The sequence below is a fragment of the Cupriavidus sp. 05T42 genome, assembly GCF_056396345.1.
Genome location: NZ_JBFTLH010000018.1, coordinates 93,279 through 110,173, shown reverse-complemented (window position 1 = coordinate 110,173; position 16,895 = coordinate 93,279). Strand labels below are relative to the sequence as shown.

At 62.7% G+C, this 16,895-nt stretch carries 15 protein-coding genes and 1 pseudogene; 8 read left to right on the top strand and 8 right to left on the bottom strand.

Features of this window, described 5'->3' with window-relative positions; all coding sequences use genetic code 11:
• Window positions 1-247: 247 nt before the first annotated feature.
• Window positions 248-808 (top strand): annotated as a pseudogene (locus AC1EJR_RS21680) (helix-turn-helix domain-containing protein); the annotation flags it as partial.
• A 623-nt stretch (window positions 809-1,431) separates the two neighbouring features.
• On the opposite strand, the gene AC1EJR_RS21675 reads toward AC1EJR_RS21680, so the two are convergent.
• The 3 genes from AC1EJR_RS21675 to AC1EJR_RS21665 all read right to left on the bottom strand — a co-directional run bounded on the left by AC1EJR_RS21675 (window position 1,432) and on the right by AC1EJR_RS21665 (window position 3,908).
• The gene (locus AC1EJR_RS21675) at window positions 1,432-2,505 is read right to left on the bottom strand and encodes a LacI family DNA-binding transcriptional regulator (protein ID WP_477147546.1); all 1,074 of its coding nucleotides are present in this window, start codon (window positions 2,503-2,505) and stop codon (window positions 1,432-1,434) included.
• Between the two features lie 90 nt (window positions 2,506-2,595).
• Window positions 2,596-3,372, bottom strand: coding sequence for an SDR family NAD(P)-dependent oxidoreductase (locus AC1EJR_RS21670; protein WP_441590921.1), 777 nt, complete (start codon window positions 3,370-3,372; stop codon window positions 2,596-2,598).
• Entirely contained in the window at window positions 3,369-3,908 is a 540-nt protein-coding gene (locus tag AC1EJR_RS21665; RefSeq protein ID WP_477113690.1) for a VOC family protein, read from the bottom strand. The genes AC1EJR_RS21670 and AC1EJR_RS21665 overlap by 4 nt, the downstream gene beginning before the upstream one ends.
• A 195-nt stretch (window positions 3,909-4,103) precedes the next feature.
• On the opposite strand from AC1EJR_RS21665, the gene AC1EJR_RS21660 reads away from it, so the two are divergent.
• The 4 genes from AC1EJR_RS21660 to AC1EJR_RS21645 all read left to right on the top strand — a co-directional run bounded on the left by AC1EJR_RS21660 (window position 4,104) and on the right by AC1EJR_RS21645 (window position 6,995).
• Window positions 4,104-5,066 (top strand): Bug family tripartite tricarboxylate transporter substrate binding protein, encoded by a 963-nt coding sequence (locus AC1EJR_RS21660; protein ID WP_477147545.1) that lies wholly within the window; start codon window positions 4,104-4,106, stop codon window positions 5,064-5,066.
• A 68-nt stretch (window positions 5,067-5,134) separates the two neighbouring features.
• Window positions 5,135-5,569, top strand: a complete 435-nt coding sequence (locus AC1EJR_RS21655; RefSeq protein WP_092301295.1) for an ester cyclase — start codon at window positions 5,135-5,137, stop codon at window positions 5,567-5,569.
• A gap of 11 nt (window positions 5,570-5,580) precedes the next feature.
• Window positions 5,581-6,396 (top strand): SDR family NAD(P)-dependent oxidoreductase, encoded by an 816-nt coding sequence (locus AC1EJR_RS21650; RefSeq protein ID WP_477113688.1) that lies wholly within the window; start codon window positions 5,581-5,583, stop codon window positions 6,394-6,396.
• 92 nt (window positions 6,397-6,488) lie between these two features.
• Window positions 6,489-6,995, top strand: a complete 507-nt coding sequence (locus AC1EJR_RS21645; protein ID WP_092301290.1) for a 2,4'-dihydroxyacetophenone dioxygenase family protein — start codon at window positions 6,489-6,491, stop codon at window positions 6,993-6,995.
• Between the two features lie 239 nt (window positions 6,996-7,234).
• On the opposite strand, the gene AC1EJR_RS21640 is transcribed toward AC1EJR_RS21645, so the two are convergent.
• The 3 genes from AC1EJR_RS21640 to AC1EJR_RS21630 all read right to left on the bottom strand — a co-directional run bounded on the left by AC1EJR_RS21640 (window position 7,235) and on the right by AC1EJR_RS21630 (window position 12,914).
• Window positions 7,235-8,890: a hypothetical protein gene (locus tag AC1EJR_RS21640; protein WP_092301287.1), complete on the bottom strand. Its 1,656-nt coding sequence runs from the start codon at window positions 8,888-8,890 to the stop codon at window positions 7,235-7,237.
• Window positions 8,887-11,526 carry a hypothetical protein gene (locus tag AC1EJR_RS21635; protein WP_477147544.1) on the bottom strand — a complete coding sequence of 880 codons (2,640 nt, stop codon included), beginning with the start codon at window positions 11,524-11,526 and terminating at the stop codon, window positions 8,887-8,889. The genes AC1EJR_RS21640 and AC1EJR_RS21635 overlap by 4 nt, the downstream gene beginning before the upstream one ends.
• A 587-nt stretch (window positions 11,527-12,113) precedes the next feature.
• Window positions 12,114-12,914, bottom strand: coding sequence for an SDR family NAD(P)-dependent oxidoreductase (locus AC1EJR_RS21630; protein WP_477113685.1), 801 nt, complete (start codon window positions 12,912-12,914; stop codon window positions 12,114-12,116).
• Window positions 12,915-12,958: 44 nt separating this feature from the next.
• Here AC1EJR_RS21630 and AC1EJR_RS21625 point away from each other — a divergent pair, with 44 nt between their 5' ends.
• Entirely contained in the window at window positions 12,959-13,582 is a 624-nt protein-coding gene (locus AC1EJR_RS21625; RefSeq protein WP_255370984.1) for a MarR family winged helix-turn-helix transcriptional regulator, read from the top strand.
• Between the two features lie 40 nt (window positions 13,583-13,622).
• On the opposite strand, the gene AC1EJR_RS21620 is transcribed toward AC1EJR_RS21625, so the two are convergent.
• Window positions 13,623-14,015 (bottom strand): carboxymuconolactone decarboxylase family protein, encoded by a 393-nt coding sequence (locus AC1EJR_RS21620; protein ID WP_477113684.1) that lies wholly within the window; start codon window positions 14,013-14,015, stop codon window positions 13,623-13,625.
• Window positions 14,016-14,165: 150 nt separating this feature from the next.
• Between AC1EJR_RS21620 and AC1EJR_RS21615 the strand changes: the two genes are divergently transcribed.
• Window positions 14,166-15,056, top strand: a complete 891-nt coding sequence (locus AC1EJR_RS21615; RefSeq protein WP_477106090.1) for a LysR family transcriptional regulator — start codon at window positions 14,166-14,168, stop codon at window positions 15,054-15,056.
• 16 nt (window positions 15,057-15,072) lie between these two features.
• Window positions 15,073-15,414: a DHCW motif cupin fold protein gene (locus tag AC1EJR_RS21610; protein WP_441590937.1), complete on the top strand. Its 342-nt coding sequence runs from the start codon at window positions 15,073-15,075 to the stop codon at window positions 15,412-15,414.
• A gap of 68 nt (window positions 15,415-15,482) precedes the next feature.
• Here AC1EJR_RS21610 and AC1EJR_RS21605 read toward each other — a convergent pair whose 3' ends face one another.
• Complete coding sequence (locus AC1EJR_RS21605; RefSeq protein WP_477113683.1) at window positions 15,483-16,886, bottom strand: amidase family protein; 1,404 nt, start codon at window positions 16,884-16,886, stop codon at window positions 15,483-15,485.
• Window positions 16,887-16,895: the final 9 nt, after the last annotated feature.

Genomic DNA, 16,895 nt, shown 5'->3' with positions numbered 1-16,895 from the left:
CTGCTCCCGGCTCAGGCGCCATCGGCCAGCGCCACCGCCTTACGGGCACCCCACAAAAAACATCCCACCCCGCACAAAAAGCACGCCCGGACTGACATTTCTATTTAGCGGAAGACCCGACCTTTCAGAACCGCCTAGACAAGGGATGTCACGGCCAAGTTGTAATGTCGTATCTGGGCCAGATTCAAATGTCGTACCCCCAGGGCGTGTCAAGCTGCCAGCTTTCGTAGGCTGCCGGAGCAACACCATGGGACGACYGGATACGATCACCATGAGCATGCGGGAACTGGATCGCTGCAAAGTCATCAAGGCCGTCGTGCGAGACGGCCTGATGGTCTGGCGCGCCGCTGAGAAGCTTGGCATCAGCCGCCGCCAGGTCGAGCGGCTGGCGCAGCGCTACCGGCAAGACGGCCCGCAGGGCTTGGTGTCCCGCCGCTGGGGACAGTCCGGCCACAACCAACTATCGCCGGGGCTMGAATCCCGGGCCCGCGGCCTGATCCGCGACAGCTACGCCGACTTCGGACCCACGCTAGCTGCCGAGAAGCTGCGGGAGCGCCATGGGATCGACCTGGCCAAGGAGACGGTGCGGCGGATCATGATCGACGCCGGCTTCTGGGTGCCGAGGAAGCTGCGCCCGCCCAAGGTCCACCAGCCGCACAACCGCCGGGCCTGCCTGGGCGAGCTGGTGCAGATCGACGGCAGCGATCACGCGTGGTTCGAGGACCGGGCGCCGGCGTGCACGCTGCTGGTGTTTGTCGACGACGCCACCGTCCGGCTAATGGAGCTGCTGTTCACGACGGCAAGTACACCAACTCGCTCGCCTTCTTCAGCCGCTTGCAGTCCGTCCTCGAAAGCGTAGTGAAGCTGAGATTCGCGCTTGGTTGGCAAGCCGGACTGGCTGACAATCGGCCAGGAAATCACAACAAGTGCTCCGTGCGAGGATCTGTGAACCCAGTCAGGCAGCTCGCTTCTGTAGCGAATAATTCGGCGAACGCCTCCAGCCGAGTCCTTGGTAGCGGTGACCTCCCAAGCCCTGACTCGCGTGTGAAAACGAGGTGACTGCGACCATAGTGGCGAAAAACCATTTTGAGAAGCGCATCTGGATATGTAGGATTGATTTAGAAGGAACTGTTGCGGCGGCAAATCCAAGCGGCCTCCTGCAGGTCTTATTCTTTTTGGAGTGTCGCGGGATGGCTCGATTTGTTCCAGATTCGTTGAGAGGCGTTGTTGCGCGGCCTCAGCCCTGGTGGCGCCCGCTGCAGTCGGCGCGATCCAGCAGCAACCGGCAGCTTTACGCTCAGCCCCTACCTGCTGAGCCTGCCGCTGGTACTGGCGGCGGTCATTCTGGTCGCGTGGTTCCGGCCACGCGATCCGGGCCCGATGGTCGTGGGCTCCGTCGAGGCACGCTGAGTGCCCCCGGCGATAGTGCGCTCAGGCCTTGGCTGCGGGAGGCGGTGCGCAGGACTCGCGCATAACGACTTGCGTGGTCAGCCGTACTTCCTGCCCCCCCTGCTCCTTCGCCTGCGCGCGCTCCGCGGCGCCGCCAATCGCTCGCAGCAGAATTTCAGCGGCGGCCGTGCCCACGGCCTCGAGGTCCCAACTGATCGCGGTGATCGCCGGCGAATACAGTTGGGGCAGATCGCCGTCGCCGACGCAGATCAGGCTGACATCGTGCGGCACCCGATGGCCGGTTTGTCGCGTTGCCTGCAGTACACCCGACAKGATGCGCGTGCCCAGGCAAATGAATGCCGTCGGCCGGGACTTTGCGGAAAGCAGGGCCAGCGCGTCGCTGAACGACAAATCCATGGCCGAGCGGCTGGCTCGGACGAGCGTTTCATCCACCGTCAGGCCACGCTCGGCCATCGCCGCGCGATATCCATCGATACGCTCGCGTCCGGGTCGCAAGGCACCGTCGGAGGTCATCAGCGCGATGCGCGTATGACCCAGGTCAAGCAGATACCGGCAGGCTTCGTATGCGCCGCGGAAGTGGTCGACGTGAACGCCCGAGCCCCGCTCGCCGAAGTCCCGGTCCATGGCAACCACGGCCAGATCACGCGAGATCTGTTCAAGATAGTCGGCACGCTCTACTTCACAGGGCCCGAGAATCAGTCCATCGACGCGTCGTCGGCGGAACAGGTCCACCATCAGCTCTTCCTGCGCCTTGCTATTGTGAGTGTTTCCAACCACCATGGCGTAGCCTTCGCGCTGCAGGCGCATCTCCACCGCGGTAATGATGCGGGCATACAGGGGGTTGGCCAGATCGGAAACCAGCAGTCCCACCACGCCAGAAGTACCTGTGCGCATGCTCTGCGCGATCGGATCTGGTGCATACGCCAGCGCCTTCGCTGCGCGTTCGACGGCCTGGAGAGCCGCTTCGCTTACGGGACCGCTACGATTTAACGCCCGCGAGGCCGTGCCCAGCGACACGCCGGCCGCCCGCGCCACGTCACGAATCGTGACGCGGGCGGGCGTATCGGAACTAGGGGTGCGCGTTCGGCTGCTCATTTTTGATCCCGGGGCTTGCTAGCGGATGGCGGCAGTGCGGCCGGCTTCGCTCGCGATTATCGCCCAAATCCGCCCCGCCCCTTGCCACATCTAGTACATCGCACGGCCGCCACTGATGTCGAAAACCGCCCCGGTGCTGAAGCTGCAACGCGCGGAGCACAGCCAGGCCGCCATCTCGGCGACCTCCTCGACGCGGACGAAGCGTTTCATCGGCACGCGCTCCAGCAGTCGCGCCTGCAGTTGCGCACGCTGGCTATCGTCGTAGACGCCGAAGATATCGGTGTCAGCCGCGCTAGGCGTGATGCAGTTGACCAGCACACCGGTTTCGGCCAATTCCTTGCCCAGGCTTTTGGTCATCGATATCAGCGCTGCCTTCGATGCAGCGTAGGCGCCGGCGAAGGGGTTGCCCTCCTTCCCGGCAATCGACGCCACATTAACCACGCGGCCATAACCGTGACTCACCATGAGGGGAATCACAGCCTGCGCGCACAGCAACCCGCCAAAGACGTTCACGTCGAAGACGCGCTTCCATTCATCGAGAGAGGCCTCGATCGTCGGGCCGCTGCGCCCCAGAATCGCGGCATTGTTGACCAGCACCGTGGGCGCTCCCAGCGCTTCCGTGGACTGTGCCAGCGCGCGGTCGACCTGAGCGCGATCCGTAATGTCAACCGCGACAGACATCGCGTTTGCGCCACTTGCACGCAGCGATTGCACAGCCTCGTTGAGTTGCCCGGCATCGCGATCCCACAATGCTACGGAAAAACCCTCTGCGGCCAGACGGGCACCAATCGCCAATCCAATGCCACGCGCAGCGCCCGTCACCACCCCGACGCGTCGCCCTGCTTCCCTGCTTTCGTTGGCGGTCATTGCGGCGCTCCGATCCGGCGGATGGGATCAGCGCCGTCCCAGCCTTTGGCAGCGGCGGCAATCGACGCGAAATACTCGCCCTTGCCGCCCGCCATTTCCGAAATCTCCACGATGTTGCCCGGCAAGTCCGCGTGGACGTAATAGGCAAATCGGCCGCGCATGCCCATGCGGCCACCGTGCCCCTCTACGTAGCCGCGCCCACGTAAGGCTTCCGCGTACTCGTCGAACCGGTCGTCTGTCCAGTAGGCGATATGCTGCATGCCCTCTCCTGCCCGCTTCAGGGAATCCAGATACAGCGACGGCGCTTCGTTGCGTTGCTGGATCAGCTCGATCTGGACGCCCCCTGAATTGGCAAGGGCGATAGACAGGTCTGGCAGTGCCGATGTCTTGCCGTAGTAACGGAACTGGGTGGTACCAACGGCTTCCTTGTAGAACCAGGGGCCGACGCCCAACACGTCGCTCCAGTGCCGCATGGCCTTCTCAATGTCGCGCACGACATAGCCAATCTGGCAAACGCCACCAAACAGCAAACTCATTGCCTCCCTCCCCAAAATTGGAAACGTTTCCAGTTCCAACTCTAGTCTGCGTTGCGTTCAGATGCGACATAGAGTTTACCATGATTGCCGTGCCCCACATGGTCTACCAAACTTTCATGGAAACGTTTCCACATCGATTGGAACGCACTGAAGACGTCTGCATCGCAGAACGGACGGATACCCACGGAGACAGCCATGAACAGATTTCTCGCCAGCGCCCTGCTCGCCCTTGCCACCACCGCCGCCCAGGCCGGCGATGTCGCCACTTATCCCGATCGCCCTATCCGCATGCTGTTGCCCTTCTCCGCCGGCGGCGGCGGCGACGTTCTCGGCCGCCTGCTCGCCGAACGCTTCGCGGCGCAACTCAAGCAGCCGGTAGTGGTGGAGAACAAGCCGGGTGCGGCTGGCACGATCGGTACCCACGCCGTCGCCACCGCAGCACCGGACGGCTACACGATCATGATCGGCGGCATGTCGACCCACCAGCTTGCGCCGGCCACGTACACGAAGCTGCCCTACGACCCGGTGCGCGACTTCCAGAGTCTGGGGGCGATAGGGAATTCGTCAATCGTGATGATTGCTGCCAATCAGTATCCAGCGAACAACCTCAAGGAACTGATTGCGCTGTCGCGCAAGGACAAGACGCCGATTCAGTATGCAAGCTGGGGGGCGGGATCCACGGGCCACTTCTGTGGCGAGGTCCTGAGCCAGAAGTCCGGCATACCGATGCAGCACGTGCCATACAAGKGCACGTCGCAGATTGTGACCGACATCCTCGGCAACCACATCTCTGTGGGCTTCGTCGATATGGTGACTGCCACCCCTTTCGTCAAGGAAGGCAAGGTCAAGGCGCTCGCTGTATGCACGCGACGTTCGCCTAGCTTGCCAAACGTCGCCAGCTACCAGGAACAGGGGGTGGACTTCGACCGCGAACTGACCTGGGTCATGTACGTGCCAGCAAAGACGCCAAAACCCATCGTGGAGAAATTGTCTCGCGTCCTGGAAACCACGCTCAAGGAGCATGACGTCGTCAACAAGCTGCTCTCGCTGGGTATCACTGCAAAGTATGTGCCCGGACCGGAGCAACAGGCTGTCAATGCCCGCGATATTCCCATGTGGAAGGCAATCGCGACGCAAGCGAACATCAAGCTGGATTGAGCGACCGGCCTCACACACAGCACCCGATCACCATTCGAATTCTCATCATCTACCACAGGAGATTTTTAATGTCAGCTACGCTCGACGCCGCACGCATCAAGACCGTGCGGGACCACATGGCTCTGGAATGTGTCCATGACTGGGATGCCGTCATCGATACGTTTGCCCACCCCCGCTACGAAATGCATGGCAGCGGCGTTGTCTTTGACGGCGAAACCGAGGTGCGCGGCTACTTTGATTCGTCGCGGATTCCCTTCCCCGACCTCAAGAACGAAATTATCGCCATTGCTGCCGTCGACCAAACGGTGCTCGTAGAGTTCTGGTTGCAGGGCACGCATCTCGGTCCGCTCCAGGCCAACGGCAAGACCTTCGCACCGACGGGCCGCACCTTCCGGGTTCGAATGGCCGCCACGTTCGAGTTTGCGCCGGGCTCGGACAAGATCATCTGCGAGCGCCCATACTCGGCGCCCGACGCCAAGCTGCGCGCGCTCGGCCTACGCTAAGGGACGCCGGCATGGGAGATTCAGCACTTGCAATCGCCAGTGGGCATGGCCGGCTGGCCGGTAAGGTCGCCATCGTCGTGGGCGCTGGCTCCAGTGGCGCGGACGTCAGCAATGGCTCTGCCGCGGCCATTGTCTATGCGCGGGAAGGCGCGCGCGTCCTCTGCGTAGACCGCGACACCAAAGCCGCGCAACGCGTTGTTGAGCAAATCCGCGAAGCCGGCGGCGATGCACTGCCGTTCGAGGCMGACGTATGCCGGAAGGCCCAGCTTGCAGCCATGGCCAGCTATTGCGCATCCGAGTTCGGACGCATCGATGTACTACATAACAATGTCGGTATCGAGATCGTGGCGGAGCTCGAGGATATCCGCGAAGAAGATTGGGATCGCGTCTTCGACATCAATCTCAAAGGCGTCATGCTGGCCTGCCAGCAGGTAATCCCTCGCATGGTGAAACAGGGCGGTGGTTCGATCGTAAACATTTCGTCGATCGCCAGCCGAAAATGGAGCCCGATGCCGTTTCTGGCTTACAACACGTCAAAGGCGGCGCTCAACCATATGACGCGTGTGCTCGCGCGCCGCTACGCTTCTGATCGTGTTCGGGCTAACGTCGTGGTCCCCGGATTGATCGACACACCACACGCCGCGCACCTGACCAAGGGTGACGCTGCGGCGGGACAAGCCGCACGCGACGCGCGAAATCTGCGTTGCCCGATGGGCCACCAAGGCACTCCATGGGACATCGCCTATGCGTCGCTGTTCTTGGCAAGCGATGAATCTCGCTACATCACCGGCACCGAGATTGCAGTCGATGGCGGACTTTATCTCTGAGCCACCCGGACTTCCGGACACTTTCAACATACCGGCGACGAGACACAGCTATATCCGCGCGATTCGACTCGTCGCCTCAGGAGATTTGCATCATGGCATTGCCCAAGGTCTTTACCCATCAGGATCGACTGCTGTCCCTCAACATTCACGATGCAGTGGCGTTCCCAGGCTCGGAATCCGGCTCCACCATCGTCCCGCTCTTCCTCGATCGTGAGAGCGGTGTCTGGGTCCTGTACGGAAAATTCGAGCCAGGCACGACACTGCCGCCCCATTTCCACACCGGGACCGTCCACTTCTTCACGACGAAGGGCGAATGGAACTATGTCGAGTACCCAGAGGACCCGCAAACAGCCGGTAGTTACCTGTATGAACCGGGCGGCTCCATTCACACGTTCTCGGTACCGGCCGATGCCAAAGAGCCCGCTGAGGGCTTTATGGTCGTCTATGGCGCCAACGTAATCTTCAAGGACGGCGAATACCAGTCCGTGCGTGACGCCGGTGCGATCGAGGACGGCATTCTCAATGCCGCCAAGGCCATGGGGCTGCCAACCCCACGGTATATCCGGCCAACCGGCGGAGCCACGTTCTCGCGCGACTGAATTTTCACGCCCGTATGCTGTGTAGGAGTGTCTCAAGGGGCACGCCTCAAAAAAACTAACTTGATGGAGACAGAGCCCAGCAGCAATTCTGGTCCGATGCGCATTTCGTGGATGGCGAGAGCGGAAATCGATGCAGCGCAGCATGCGCCGAGCATAGGATGTCTTTCACTTGTTGCCATGCTACTCACGGCTTACCCCGTTCGGAGCACGCACACTCTGCTGCGATCGGCGCCGCCTCTCTACTTCGTCAACGCGTCGCGCCGTTTGCGCCAGTAACGGTCGAACAGGGTCGAGAGGTCCCCTTCCACCGCGCCGATCGAACACGCCTCACCCTGCGGCCGATGTGTGCCGAAGATGTCCCGCCCATTGATCGGAGCCGCCATGCATAGCGCATTGTCGCCACCGTTGCCGGCCGGACTCAGTGGACGCAGCGGTGCATAAAACGGCCCCAGTATCGGGAAAACACTGGGAATCGTGCTGCCGCAGGCATTGCCGGGAAACTGGAGGTTATGGCCAAGGTCGCGGAATGTGCGCTGCGCATCCGCGCCCCCGCAGGCGCCATTCCAGTTACCCAGCACGATGGTGTTGGCGAACTCGATGGCCGATGTATCACCACAAAGCTGGGCGTGCTGTACGGGACGGCTGCCATTACCGGCGATGGTGACGTTCAGGAATCGCACGTTGCCGCCATGGAACGCGCCAGCGCCCTGCTTTGCCGAGTTGTCGACAAGGATCGTGTTCGCAATCTGCCCCATGGCCGGCATGCACAGCGTCTGAATAGCGGCGCCGGTATTGGCGGTGTTCTGGCGAAACAGGCTGCCTCTGCTGTCGAGCCGCGCCTGCCGCGCGTAGATGGCGCCGCCCGCCGTACCGGCCGTGTTACCGACAAAGCCATCGACGCTGATCTCCACCAGCGCAGACTCTCCCGCATAGATTGCGCCGCCGGCACGGGTGGCGACGTTGCGCTCGAATCGGCTGTTTCGCACGCGCAGGCTGCCCTGCCGTTGCAAATCCCAGACGGCCGCGATGGCGCCCCCGCTGCCGGCCGCCTGGTTGGCGCGGAACGTCACCTTGCGCATGACCGCCGTGGCACCGTGTGTCTGGCGGATAGCGCCGCCATCGCCGCCGGCGCGATTGCGCTCGAACTGGCTGTCTTCCACGGTCAGCGCGCAGCGCGACAGGATGGCGCCGCCGTCCTGTGTATCGGCGTTATCGGCAAACCAGGCATTCCGGATGGTGACTTCGCAGTTTCCCGCCGCGCTGCCGCCAAAGCTGGCGTGGCCATTGCGCAGGAATTGGGTATCCGCAATGCGCACCGTGGTGCCCGGCCCCGTGGCCAGCACCTCGCCACCCTTGTTGTCGGTCAGACGACTGTTTTGCGAGATATCGAGTTCTCCTTCGGACACCACCAGCACGGGACCGGTATTCTCGGCAATCCAGGCATCGCGCAAGACGAGATTGCCCGCCAGCAGCCAGATCGGACGATCCGAGTTGCGGATGGTGGTCCCTGCCAGCAACGATACCGCTCCTTCCCCCGAAATCACGCTGCCTGGGTTGCCGCCCGATGTGCCACCCCCACGGATCGTGATACGTGTGAACGAGGCGTGTACACCGGCGCGGATCCCGAACATGCGGTGTCCGTTGCCATCGAGCGTGACCTTGCCCTCGCCGTCGATCACCACGTCCCGGCTGAGCGCATGCGTGGTGGTGAAGGCGATGGTCCCGGCGCAAGCAAACGTGATACGCCCGCCGGCCTGAAGCGCCTCGCTCAGGTCCGTGCGTGCATCACCAGGCCAGACGTCCTGGCCGCAGGCCGTGACGGTGGCATCGGCATGGGCCAGGCCCGCGACGAGCATTGGCACGATACCGTGCAACCACTTCGTAATCAGGTTCATGGCGGACCCAGCAGGATGAACATCGGGTTATCCAGCCGCGTGAAATCGAGCACGATCCTGCGCCGCGTCACCGGACTGGTGATCTCGACGCGGCCGTCGCCGCCCGATGTCATGGGCGCCACGCCCAGCGCGCCCGGGGCGGCGCCCGCGTGAGGCCAGTCATCGCGGTCCGGCTGTGCGGTGCCGTTGACGGACGTCACCTGTACGCAATCGAAACCGATACGCTGGCCGGTCGTGCCTCGCACCGACACGTATTCACCATTGCAGGCGGAGCCCGTGCCCATCAGCGGACCGGGCCCCGGATTCCGTTGCCGCGCGCGCGTGCTGAATGTCTCGAAGTCCATCTCCGCGCCGTCGACGATCTCGATCAGGCCGACGTTATCGAACGGGCCGAAACGCGAGTCGTTCCCTGCGCGCGGCTCGTTGTAGATGGCCATCCAGAACGTGGGACCGGCGTTGTAACCCGGGCACGCGGGATCGTCGGACCGGACCAGGAACCAGTTCGGGCGCTGGTCATCCGGCTTCATGCACGCTCTCAGGTCGTCTGGAATCATGAGATTGACGCCGCAAGCGAAGCCGTCCCAGACGCACAGGTTCTGGTCGTAGCTGGGGGCATGGCCCCCCACCTCCGCCCGCCTGCCATCGAAACGCAGGAAACGCTCCAACGAAGAACGGCGTGTATCCGATTCCCGAACGCGTTCCTTGCGGTCKAACAGCGGTGCGACGTGCGGGGGGCCGGCCAGCATCAGCGTCGTCGGCACCGCCGCGCCCAGGCCGTCTTGCGTGTCCTTGAGGATGGTGCCGTCAAGTCCATCGGTGGTCGTGTTCATCGGCATGCCCGTGGTCACGCCGCCGGCCGTGATCGTGAAACTGGCCCCGCTGGAAACGATCTCCCAGCCATCGTGGTGAATGCGCTGATGCACGAGCGGCGCATGGCCGCGTTCCATCGCCAACGAGAAGATGGCTTCGTCGGGCCGCCAGTATGACGTGGCCGCATAGATCGCCTGCGACGCGTACGCGCTGGTGGCCGCATAGGAATTGCCGCCGCCTGCCGGCAGGTTCAGCGATGGGCCGAAGTACAGCAGTCCCAGGGCGTGCAGGTAGTCGGCGCCCTCGCTGAGGTCGAACAATCCGTTGAACGGCCATTTTTTGGGATCGTGAGGCAGGCCATCGACGTGAAACAGGTACTCGCGCTTGCGGCGATATGGCACGATGCGCCGCCCTTCGTTGCTCGATATCGCATACTTCGCCACCGCATACTCAAGCGCAAGCTGCGCGCCAGTTCTGACATCGGGGTCCTTGGCAAAATCGGCAAGGTTCATGATCGCGGCCAGGCTGTATCGCTGATAGGGCCGGCTGTTGTATTCGAGGAAGTCGGCCTTCACCACGCGTTGGGTATGTTCCAGCAGCCATTCGCGTAGATTCTTCTGGTCGCTCGCATAGCCGGTGCCCCCATTCGACATGATGTACTGGTTGTTGAGGTACTTCGTGGTGTTGATCAGGAAGAGGTGATTCTCGGTTTCCGGAATCGTGAGCACCAGCGCGAGGGCAGCTGCCGTGGCGACCCCCGCGGCCACCACGCTTACCAGCACCAGCAGGAGCACGCCGCCAAGACCGGCAGTGAAGATGGTCACCGCCACCGCCGCAGCGATCAGGAAGATGATCAGCAGAATCCAGGCGAGGTCTTCCAGCGTGTTCGCCAGGTCTTCCATGAACCCGTCGAAGCCGTCGCGGTCGTCCGATCGCTCCTGCGGGCTGCCGACACTGCGCTCCTCGTTGCCGCATTCCCACAGGTGATAGCGCTCCTGCGCGGGGCCGCCATYGATATCGATCAATTGATCGTTGAGCCTGGTCCTCGCTTCCTGTGACAGGATGGGCCGCGCGCGGTCCAGCTCGGCTACGCGGATCAGGTCCTTCAACGTGGCGTCCCAGTCGCCGTGCGTCTTGCCCACGCGGCCCGCGCACAGCATCCCGTCCGTCCCCACCTGCTGGGTGCCCCGCGACATATTGAGCAGCGCCGTGTTGGCCTGCGCAATCAGACAGGCCGTGGCAATGCGGAAGGTCAGGTGTACGCGTCCGAAGTCTGTCGGAATGCTCGGGTCCGGTGGATCCTGCAGGACAGCCGATACGTTGTAGAAACCGGGCGTTGCGCATACGGGCGGCGCGAATCCCACCAGCTTCTGCTGCAGTGGCGCCACATCGGGCAGGCTGCCTTCTGGCGGGCTCACCAGCGCTTTCCAGATGGGATCGTCGAGGAACTTGTCTGCGGCAGCGATGCGGGTCGCTTCGTCAGTGGACCTGCACTCGTCCTCGAACAGCCGGCAGATCACGGTACGGTCGAACGTCACCGTTGCCGTACACCAGCCCGGTTCGAACTCCGCCAATGGCAAACGACGCCTGCCGAGCTGGCTCCACACGACCTTGCCGAGGACTTCGGCGGCCATGTCCTCGCTGCTGTCGTGCGCGCGGAAGCGATTGACGAAGTCGAGTTCCATCCCGCACGCCATCACCGAGATCACCCGGGTGCCGCGCACCGGCAACGTGTCGATGGCCTGCGTGACAAAGACCGGTGCCTCGGCCATCGGCACCTGATACTGCACCGTGTCGGGTGCCGCCTGCGTCAGGCCAGGTGCCACGGCCCACAACAAGCCGAGCGTCAGCCGTACAAGCCTTGAGCATCTTCTTTTTATCATTGGCGCCTCATCGTTCGGCACGCGGGGACGCGCGCGGCAAACGCCTGAGGGCCGCAGGCAATGAGAGCAGCTTAGAAGGTGGCGGCGAAAGCGCAAATTCGCGCGATTTCAGCCTGATCTGCGTGGAATTTTCGTCTAACGTCAGATTCTGATGTCATGCCCCGCGCGTTTCACGGGTCCCGGTTTGCAAGTTTCCCCTCTAGACGGACAAGGCCGATCCACCCCACAAATGACTGCTAAAGGCGAGGCCGATGCCCGCTATGGGTCGATCGCTGCCCGTGACTGCGAGCCTGGCTCCGCCGTGGCACCTCGTCATGCAACTGCCCCGCCCTGCTCCGGCTCAGGCGCCCCTGGCCAGCCCCACCACCCCATCCCCCTCGAAAGATCAACACCCCGCACAAAAAACACGCTCGGACTGCATTGGCCGCTTTTTTTAATGTCGCACCCCTCCCCCACATCCTCCCAAGCTGACGGCCCTGCCGCCAAGCCAGGAGCGAAACTGCCCATGTCCGCGCAGACTGGTCCCCCGGTCAAGTCTTCTGATAGCGCGGGGCAGGCGTGCCAACCTGCGTTGCCGCGAATAACGCGGAACGTGCCGCATCGTACTTCGCCCACAGGCTCTCGTCGGCGACAGAGGGCCAGGTGACGGCTTCCCCGTTATCGAGGCCGACCAGCGCGGCGTCGACCATATCTTCCGCGCTCATCACGCTTTCCGGGCGGAGCGCGGACAGCGGCACGCCGGAGACACCTTCCGTCCAGATTTCGGTCGCGGTCGACGCCGGCAGCACCACTTGCACCTTCACGCCAGTGTTCGCGAGTTCGTCCTGAAGACCGCGAGTGAAAGCCAGCACGTATGCCTTCGTGCCGCTATAGACCGAGCTCACCGGCAGCGAGTGGACCGCCAGCACCGACGCGATATTGATGATGACCCCATCGTTGCGCGACAGAAATCCGGGCAGCGCGGCCTGTGTGAGACGCGTCAGCGACGTGATGTTCAACGCGATCTGCGACGTTGAATCGTTCACCGACGATTGCGCGAGCGGACGCAGTCGAGCGAAGCCGGCATTGTTCACGAGGACGCGCACGCCCGCATCGTTCGCCAGCACCGCCTCGACCTTGACGACGTCGTCCTCGTTCTCGAGGTCGGCAACCAGAACCTGAACATTGACCCCGTGAGTCTCAGACAGCTTCTCCGACAGTGCGGCCAGTCGGTCGGCGCGCCGTGCGACCAGGACGAGGTCGTAGCCGCGAGCGGCCAGTCGATCGGCATAGATGGCACCGATGCCCGATGATGCGCCGGTTACGACGGCAGTTTTTCTGGAAGTGGACATGCATATCTCCGTTGAATTGAATGAGTGCTCAAGTATTTAATTGAGTGCTCAAGCTTATAGCGGCATCGCTGCTACTTGTCAACGGTGCTGTACTCAACCATTCTTACGGGATGGGAAAGAAACGTGATGAAGCCGCTACCGCGATTGCGGACGCAGGCGGTATGCCAGGTGAAGAAAAGAGCATTTTCGAGAAGCTGGTTTGCACCAACACCTCGCTCAGGCGCGCGGCACGCCGTCTGGGCAACCTCTATGACGATGCACTTGCGCCTCTTGGCCTGAAGGCAACGCAGGTGGGGCTATTGGCTGACATCGAGCGGCTGGCCTCCGCAGACGGGGGGCGGTCACCAACCTTGCAGGACCTCGCGGGCAAACTCGCGATTCAGATGTCCGCGGTGACGCATGCGCTCCGGCCTCTGATTCGGGATGGTCTTGTGGAATTGCATACGGACGAGCAAGACAAGCGGTCCAAGCGTGCATCCCTGACAGGCGTGGGTACCGCCCGCTTGCATGAAGCCATCGTCTATTGGGCGAAAGCGAACCAGCGTGTGGAGGAGGTATTGGGTAGTGATTCAGCTGCCACCCTGCGCGCACTCGCCGACCATGTCGCTTCCGATGCTTTCCTCGATGCGTATGTCGATGACCAGAATGCGACCGTCAAGCGTGCCTAGGCACGGTCGGTGTGCGGAACTCCGCGTCGGCGCCGCGACCTCAATCCAGTGGTAGCGGAATCCCAGTCTCCGCGAGGACCTCACGTACGACGGACAAACCGTTCAGTGCCGCCGGAAATCCCGCATATACCGCCATCTGCATCACAACCTCCACCACCTCTCGCGGTTTGCAGCCGACGTGCAATGCAGCCTGTACATGCACGCGAAGCTGCGGTAATGCACTGCCGAGTGCGCAAAGCGCTGCGACAGTTGCCAGTTCCCGCTCGCGCAAGCCGAGGCCGTTTCGGGCGTAGATGTCGCCGAACGGAAACTCAACCACGTAGCGCGCGAAGTCCGGAAACGATTGCGCCAGCGTTTCGACCACGTTCTGACCGGCAACCCCATCCACTGCAGCCAGCATCTGCAAGCCACGCTCGTAACGTTCTGGGTTCATAGGTCACCCCGTTGACAATTGCGCCGGGAAACAGCGGCCAGGGCAGCATGGTGAGTCAGGTTCATTGATCTTCTCCAGAAGAGTTGGTGCGGCAAATGTAGGGCACGCACCCGGGATGCGGAATGACCAAGTTTGTGATACCTTTTTGATATGTCTGATCGCCTCGATTCCCGATCCCTTTTGCTTTTCCTTGCCGTGGCGGACGCACTGAGCTTCCGGCAGGCGGCCGAGACGCTGCATCTTTCCCAGCCGCCACTGAGCCGGGCAATTCGAGAACTCGAAGAACGGTTGGGAACGCGGTTGTTTGACCGCAATACGCGGGGCGTGACGCTTACCGTCGCTGGGGAGAAGCTGCTCCCTTATGCGCGCAGCATTGCCAAATTGCTTCGCGAGGCTGAGGCAGCGCTCACGATTAAGGGTCTGCCGGCCAACCTCCGGCTTGGACTGACTAGCGCCGTGGAACCAGCCTGGTTCCACGGGCTGGCACAACGGGTGCAAGCCCGTCATCCCGGAACCGTTGTCTCGACCTTCTCCGATACATCGCCCCGGCTCGTACGCCAGCTTCGCGCTGGCAAACTGGACGCAGCGTTCATCGCGCTGCCTACGGAAACGCACGAACTGGAGGTCCGGGAACTCGACCAACTTCCGATGGTCGTCGCGATACCGTCACGCCATCTTTTAGCCAAGCGCAGAAGAATTGGTCTCGCGGACCTGGCACGTGAGAAAGTCTTCTGGTTCGAGCGTGCGCGACAGCCCGCGTTCTTCGATCACTGCCAGACAGTTTTCTCCCGCCATGGTTTCGCCCCATCCAAATTGAGGGAGCCATCGGACCATCACGTTCTACTTGCTGATGTGGCGAATGGAAAGGGCATAGCCCTGCTGCCGAAATCTTTCACCGCATTACGACGCGCTGGCGTCGTCTACAGGTCATTGGTCGAGGGCGAGGAACTATCGGTTTGCATCGGCCTCGCTTCGCCCGCTGATCGGCAAGGCGTACGTGAAACTCTGGTAGAGGCGGCAATTGTGAACCGACACTCCTAGTACAAGGAACAACAGCATGAAGATGGATGCATTTGCATTTGGGACGACCAACTGGGCAGAAGTCGAAAAGACAGAGCACCAGGGGGAAACCGGCATGGCCTATTGGCGCACGCGATGCTTCGGTGAAAAGCCGAATCAGATTCGGGTGCGGATGGTGGAATACACCCCTGGCTACCTCGCGGACCATTGGTGCCAAAAGGGGCATGTCCTCTTCTGCATGGAAGGTGAGTTGGAAACAACGCTCGAAGATGGACGGAAATTTGTTTTGACGGCGGGCATGAGCTATCAGGTGGGCGACAACGCGGAGCCACATCAGTCTTATACCAAGACAGGCGCCAAGCTCTTCATTGTGGATTGAGCCACAGCAGGTTGACGGCGTCATTCGCATTTTCCGCGAATGTGGCTACCACGCGGGGCTCTCCTCCATCACTTGGTAAAGGGATCGATCGGCGAAGGCGGCGTGCCGCGCGCCTCGATCGCCTTGCCTGCCAGCAGGCACAGGTCCTCCCGAAAATGGCTGGCCACGATCTGTACGCCGACGGGGACCGAGTCGACCAGATTCGTGGAGACGACGAGCCCTGGCAGCCCCATCGCCGGGAGTGCCCGCATGGTCAGCTGCGCTTCCCAGACGCGCTGAAAGCCCGCCGCGCCCTGCATGTCGAGCCCGTCCGGGAACGGCAACTCTCCCGATACAGGAAGCAGCAGCACCGGGTATTGGGCAAGGAAGGCGCGCCAATGACGCACCAGCGTGGTCCGGCGCACCAGCGAGCTGTTGACGACGTCACCGGGCATCGCACTGACCTTGGCACGCACGCCCTCGACCACGGCCCGCGCCCCGGGATCGCCATCGCGGGTAACAGCGTCGACGAGCGCCGGGAATCCATCGCCGAGCCACAGTCGCTCCTGAACTTCGGCCGCATCACGGATCAGCGGCGTGTCGTCGATCTCTTCGACCGTCCACCCCGCGTCCACCAGCCGCCGCGCCGCATCGCGCAGCGCAGCTTCCACTTCCGGGGCGATCTCCATGCCACCCGGGCGCAAACAGAGCGCCGCCCGCAACGCCGTCTCGGGACCCTGTAGCGGCACGGGCACCCACCACGGATCACGCACATCGGGCGCGGACATGGCCATCAGCGCAACTTCAAGATCCGCCACCGTACGCGCCATGGGCCCCGTCGCGGACATCAATTGGGCGCCGATCGGACGCTCGGGCGACGAGGCGTTGAACGCCGGCACCCTGCCGAACGACGGCCGCAATCCGTGGATGCCGCATGCGTACGCCGGGTAGCGGATAGAGCCKCCGATGTCGGTACCGAGCGCGATACAGCCGATCCCCGCGGTTACCGCCGCCGCCCCTCCCCCGCTCGATCCTCCAGGCGTAAGCGCAGGACTGCGCGGATTGCTTGTATGACCGTGGACCCGATTGTCGGTGAACCAGCGCAGCGCGAACGTGGGCGAGTTGCTGCGGCCAAGCAGGACGGCGCCCGCCCGCGCGAGGTTCTCGACGGCCGGACTGTTGTGCTGCGCAACCAGCCCCTCTTGCAGGCGTGTGCCGTTCGTCGTCGCAAATCCCGCGTGGTCGGTATTGATCTTCGTGGTGACGGGTACACCCGCCAACGGCCCCGGGTCCTCCCCGCGCGCCAACGCCGCGTCAACGGCATCCGCCTGCGCCAGGACCGACTCCGGGCGATGTGCGACCACCGCGTTGATCAACGGATTGACGGCATCCAGGCGTTCGAGCGCGGACGTTGCTGCCTCGCGGGCAGACACCTCACGGTGCCGAATACGCGAGGCCAGTTCAGTTGCCGATAGGCGCCAAAGTTCAGTCATGATCCCTCC

Excerpts from the sequence above, each read along its gene's own strand:
- AC1EJR_RS21665 (WP_477113690.1), bottom strand. The coding sequence starts at position 3,908 with ATGAGTTTGCTGTTTGGTGGCGTTTGCCAGATTGGCTATGTCGTGCGC.
- AC1EJR_RS21610 (WP_441590937.1), top strand. The coding sequence starts at position 15,073 with ATGAAGATGGATGCATTTGCATTTGGGACGACCAACTGGGCAGAAGTC.
- AC1EJR_RS21645 (WP_092301290.1), top strand. The coding sequence starts at position 6,489 with ATGGCATTGCCCAAGGTCTTTACCCATCAGGATCGACTGCTGTCCCTC.
- AC1EJR_RS21620 (WP_477113684.1), bottom strand. The coding sequence starts at position 14,015 with ATGAACCCAGAACGTTACGAGCGTGGCTTGCAGATGCTGGCTGCAGTG.
- AC1EJR_RS21630 (WP_477113685.1), bottom strand. The coding sequence starts at position 12,914 with ATGTCCACTTCCAGAAAAACTGCCGTCGTAACCGGCGCATCATCGGGC.
- AC1EJR_RS21640 (WP_092301287.1), bottom strand. The coding sequence starts at position 8,890 with ATGAACCTGATTACGAAGTGGTTGCACGGTATCGTGCCAATGCTCGTC.
- AC1EJR_RS21615 (WP_477106090.1), top strand. The coding sequence starts at position 14,166 with ATGTCTGATCGCCTCGATTCCCGATCCCTTTTGCTTTTCCTTGCCGTG.
- AC1EJR_RS21655 (WP_092301295.1), top strand. The coding sequence starts at position 5,135 with ATGTCAGCTACGCTCGACGCCGCACGCATCAAGACCGTGCGGGACCAC.
- AC1EJR_RS21670 (WP_441590921.1), bottom strand. The coding sequence starts at position 3,372 with ATGACCGCCAACGAAAGCAGGGAAGCAGGGCGACGCGTCGGGGTGGTG.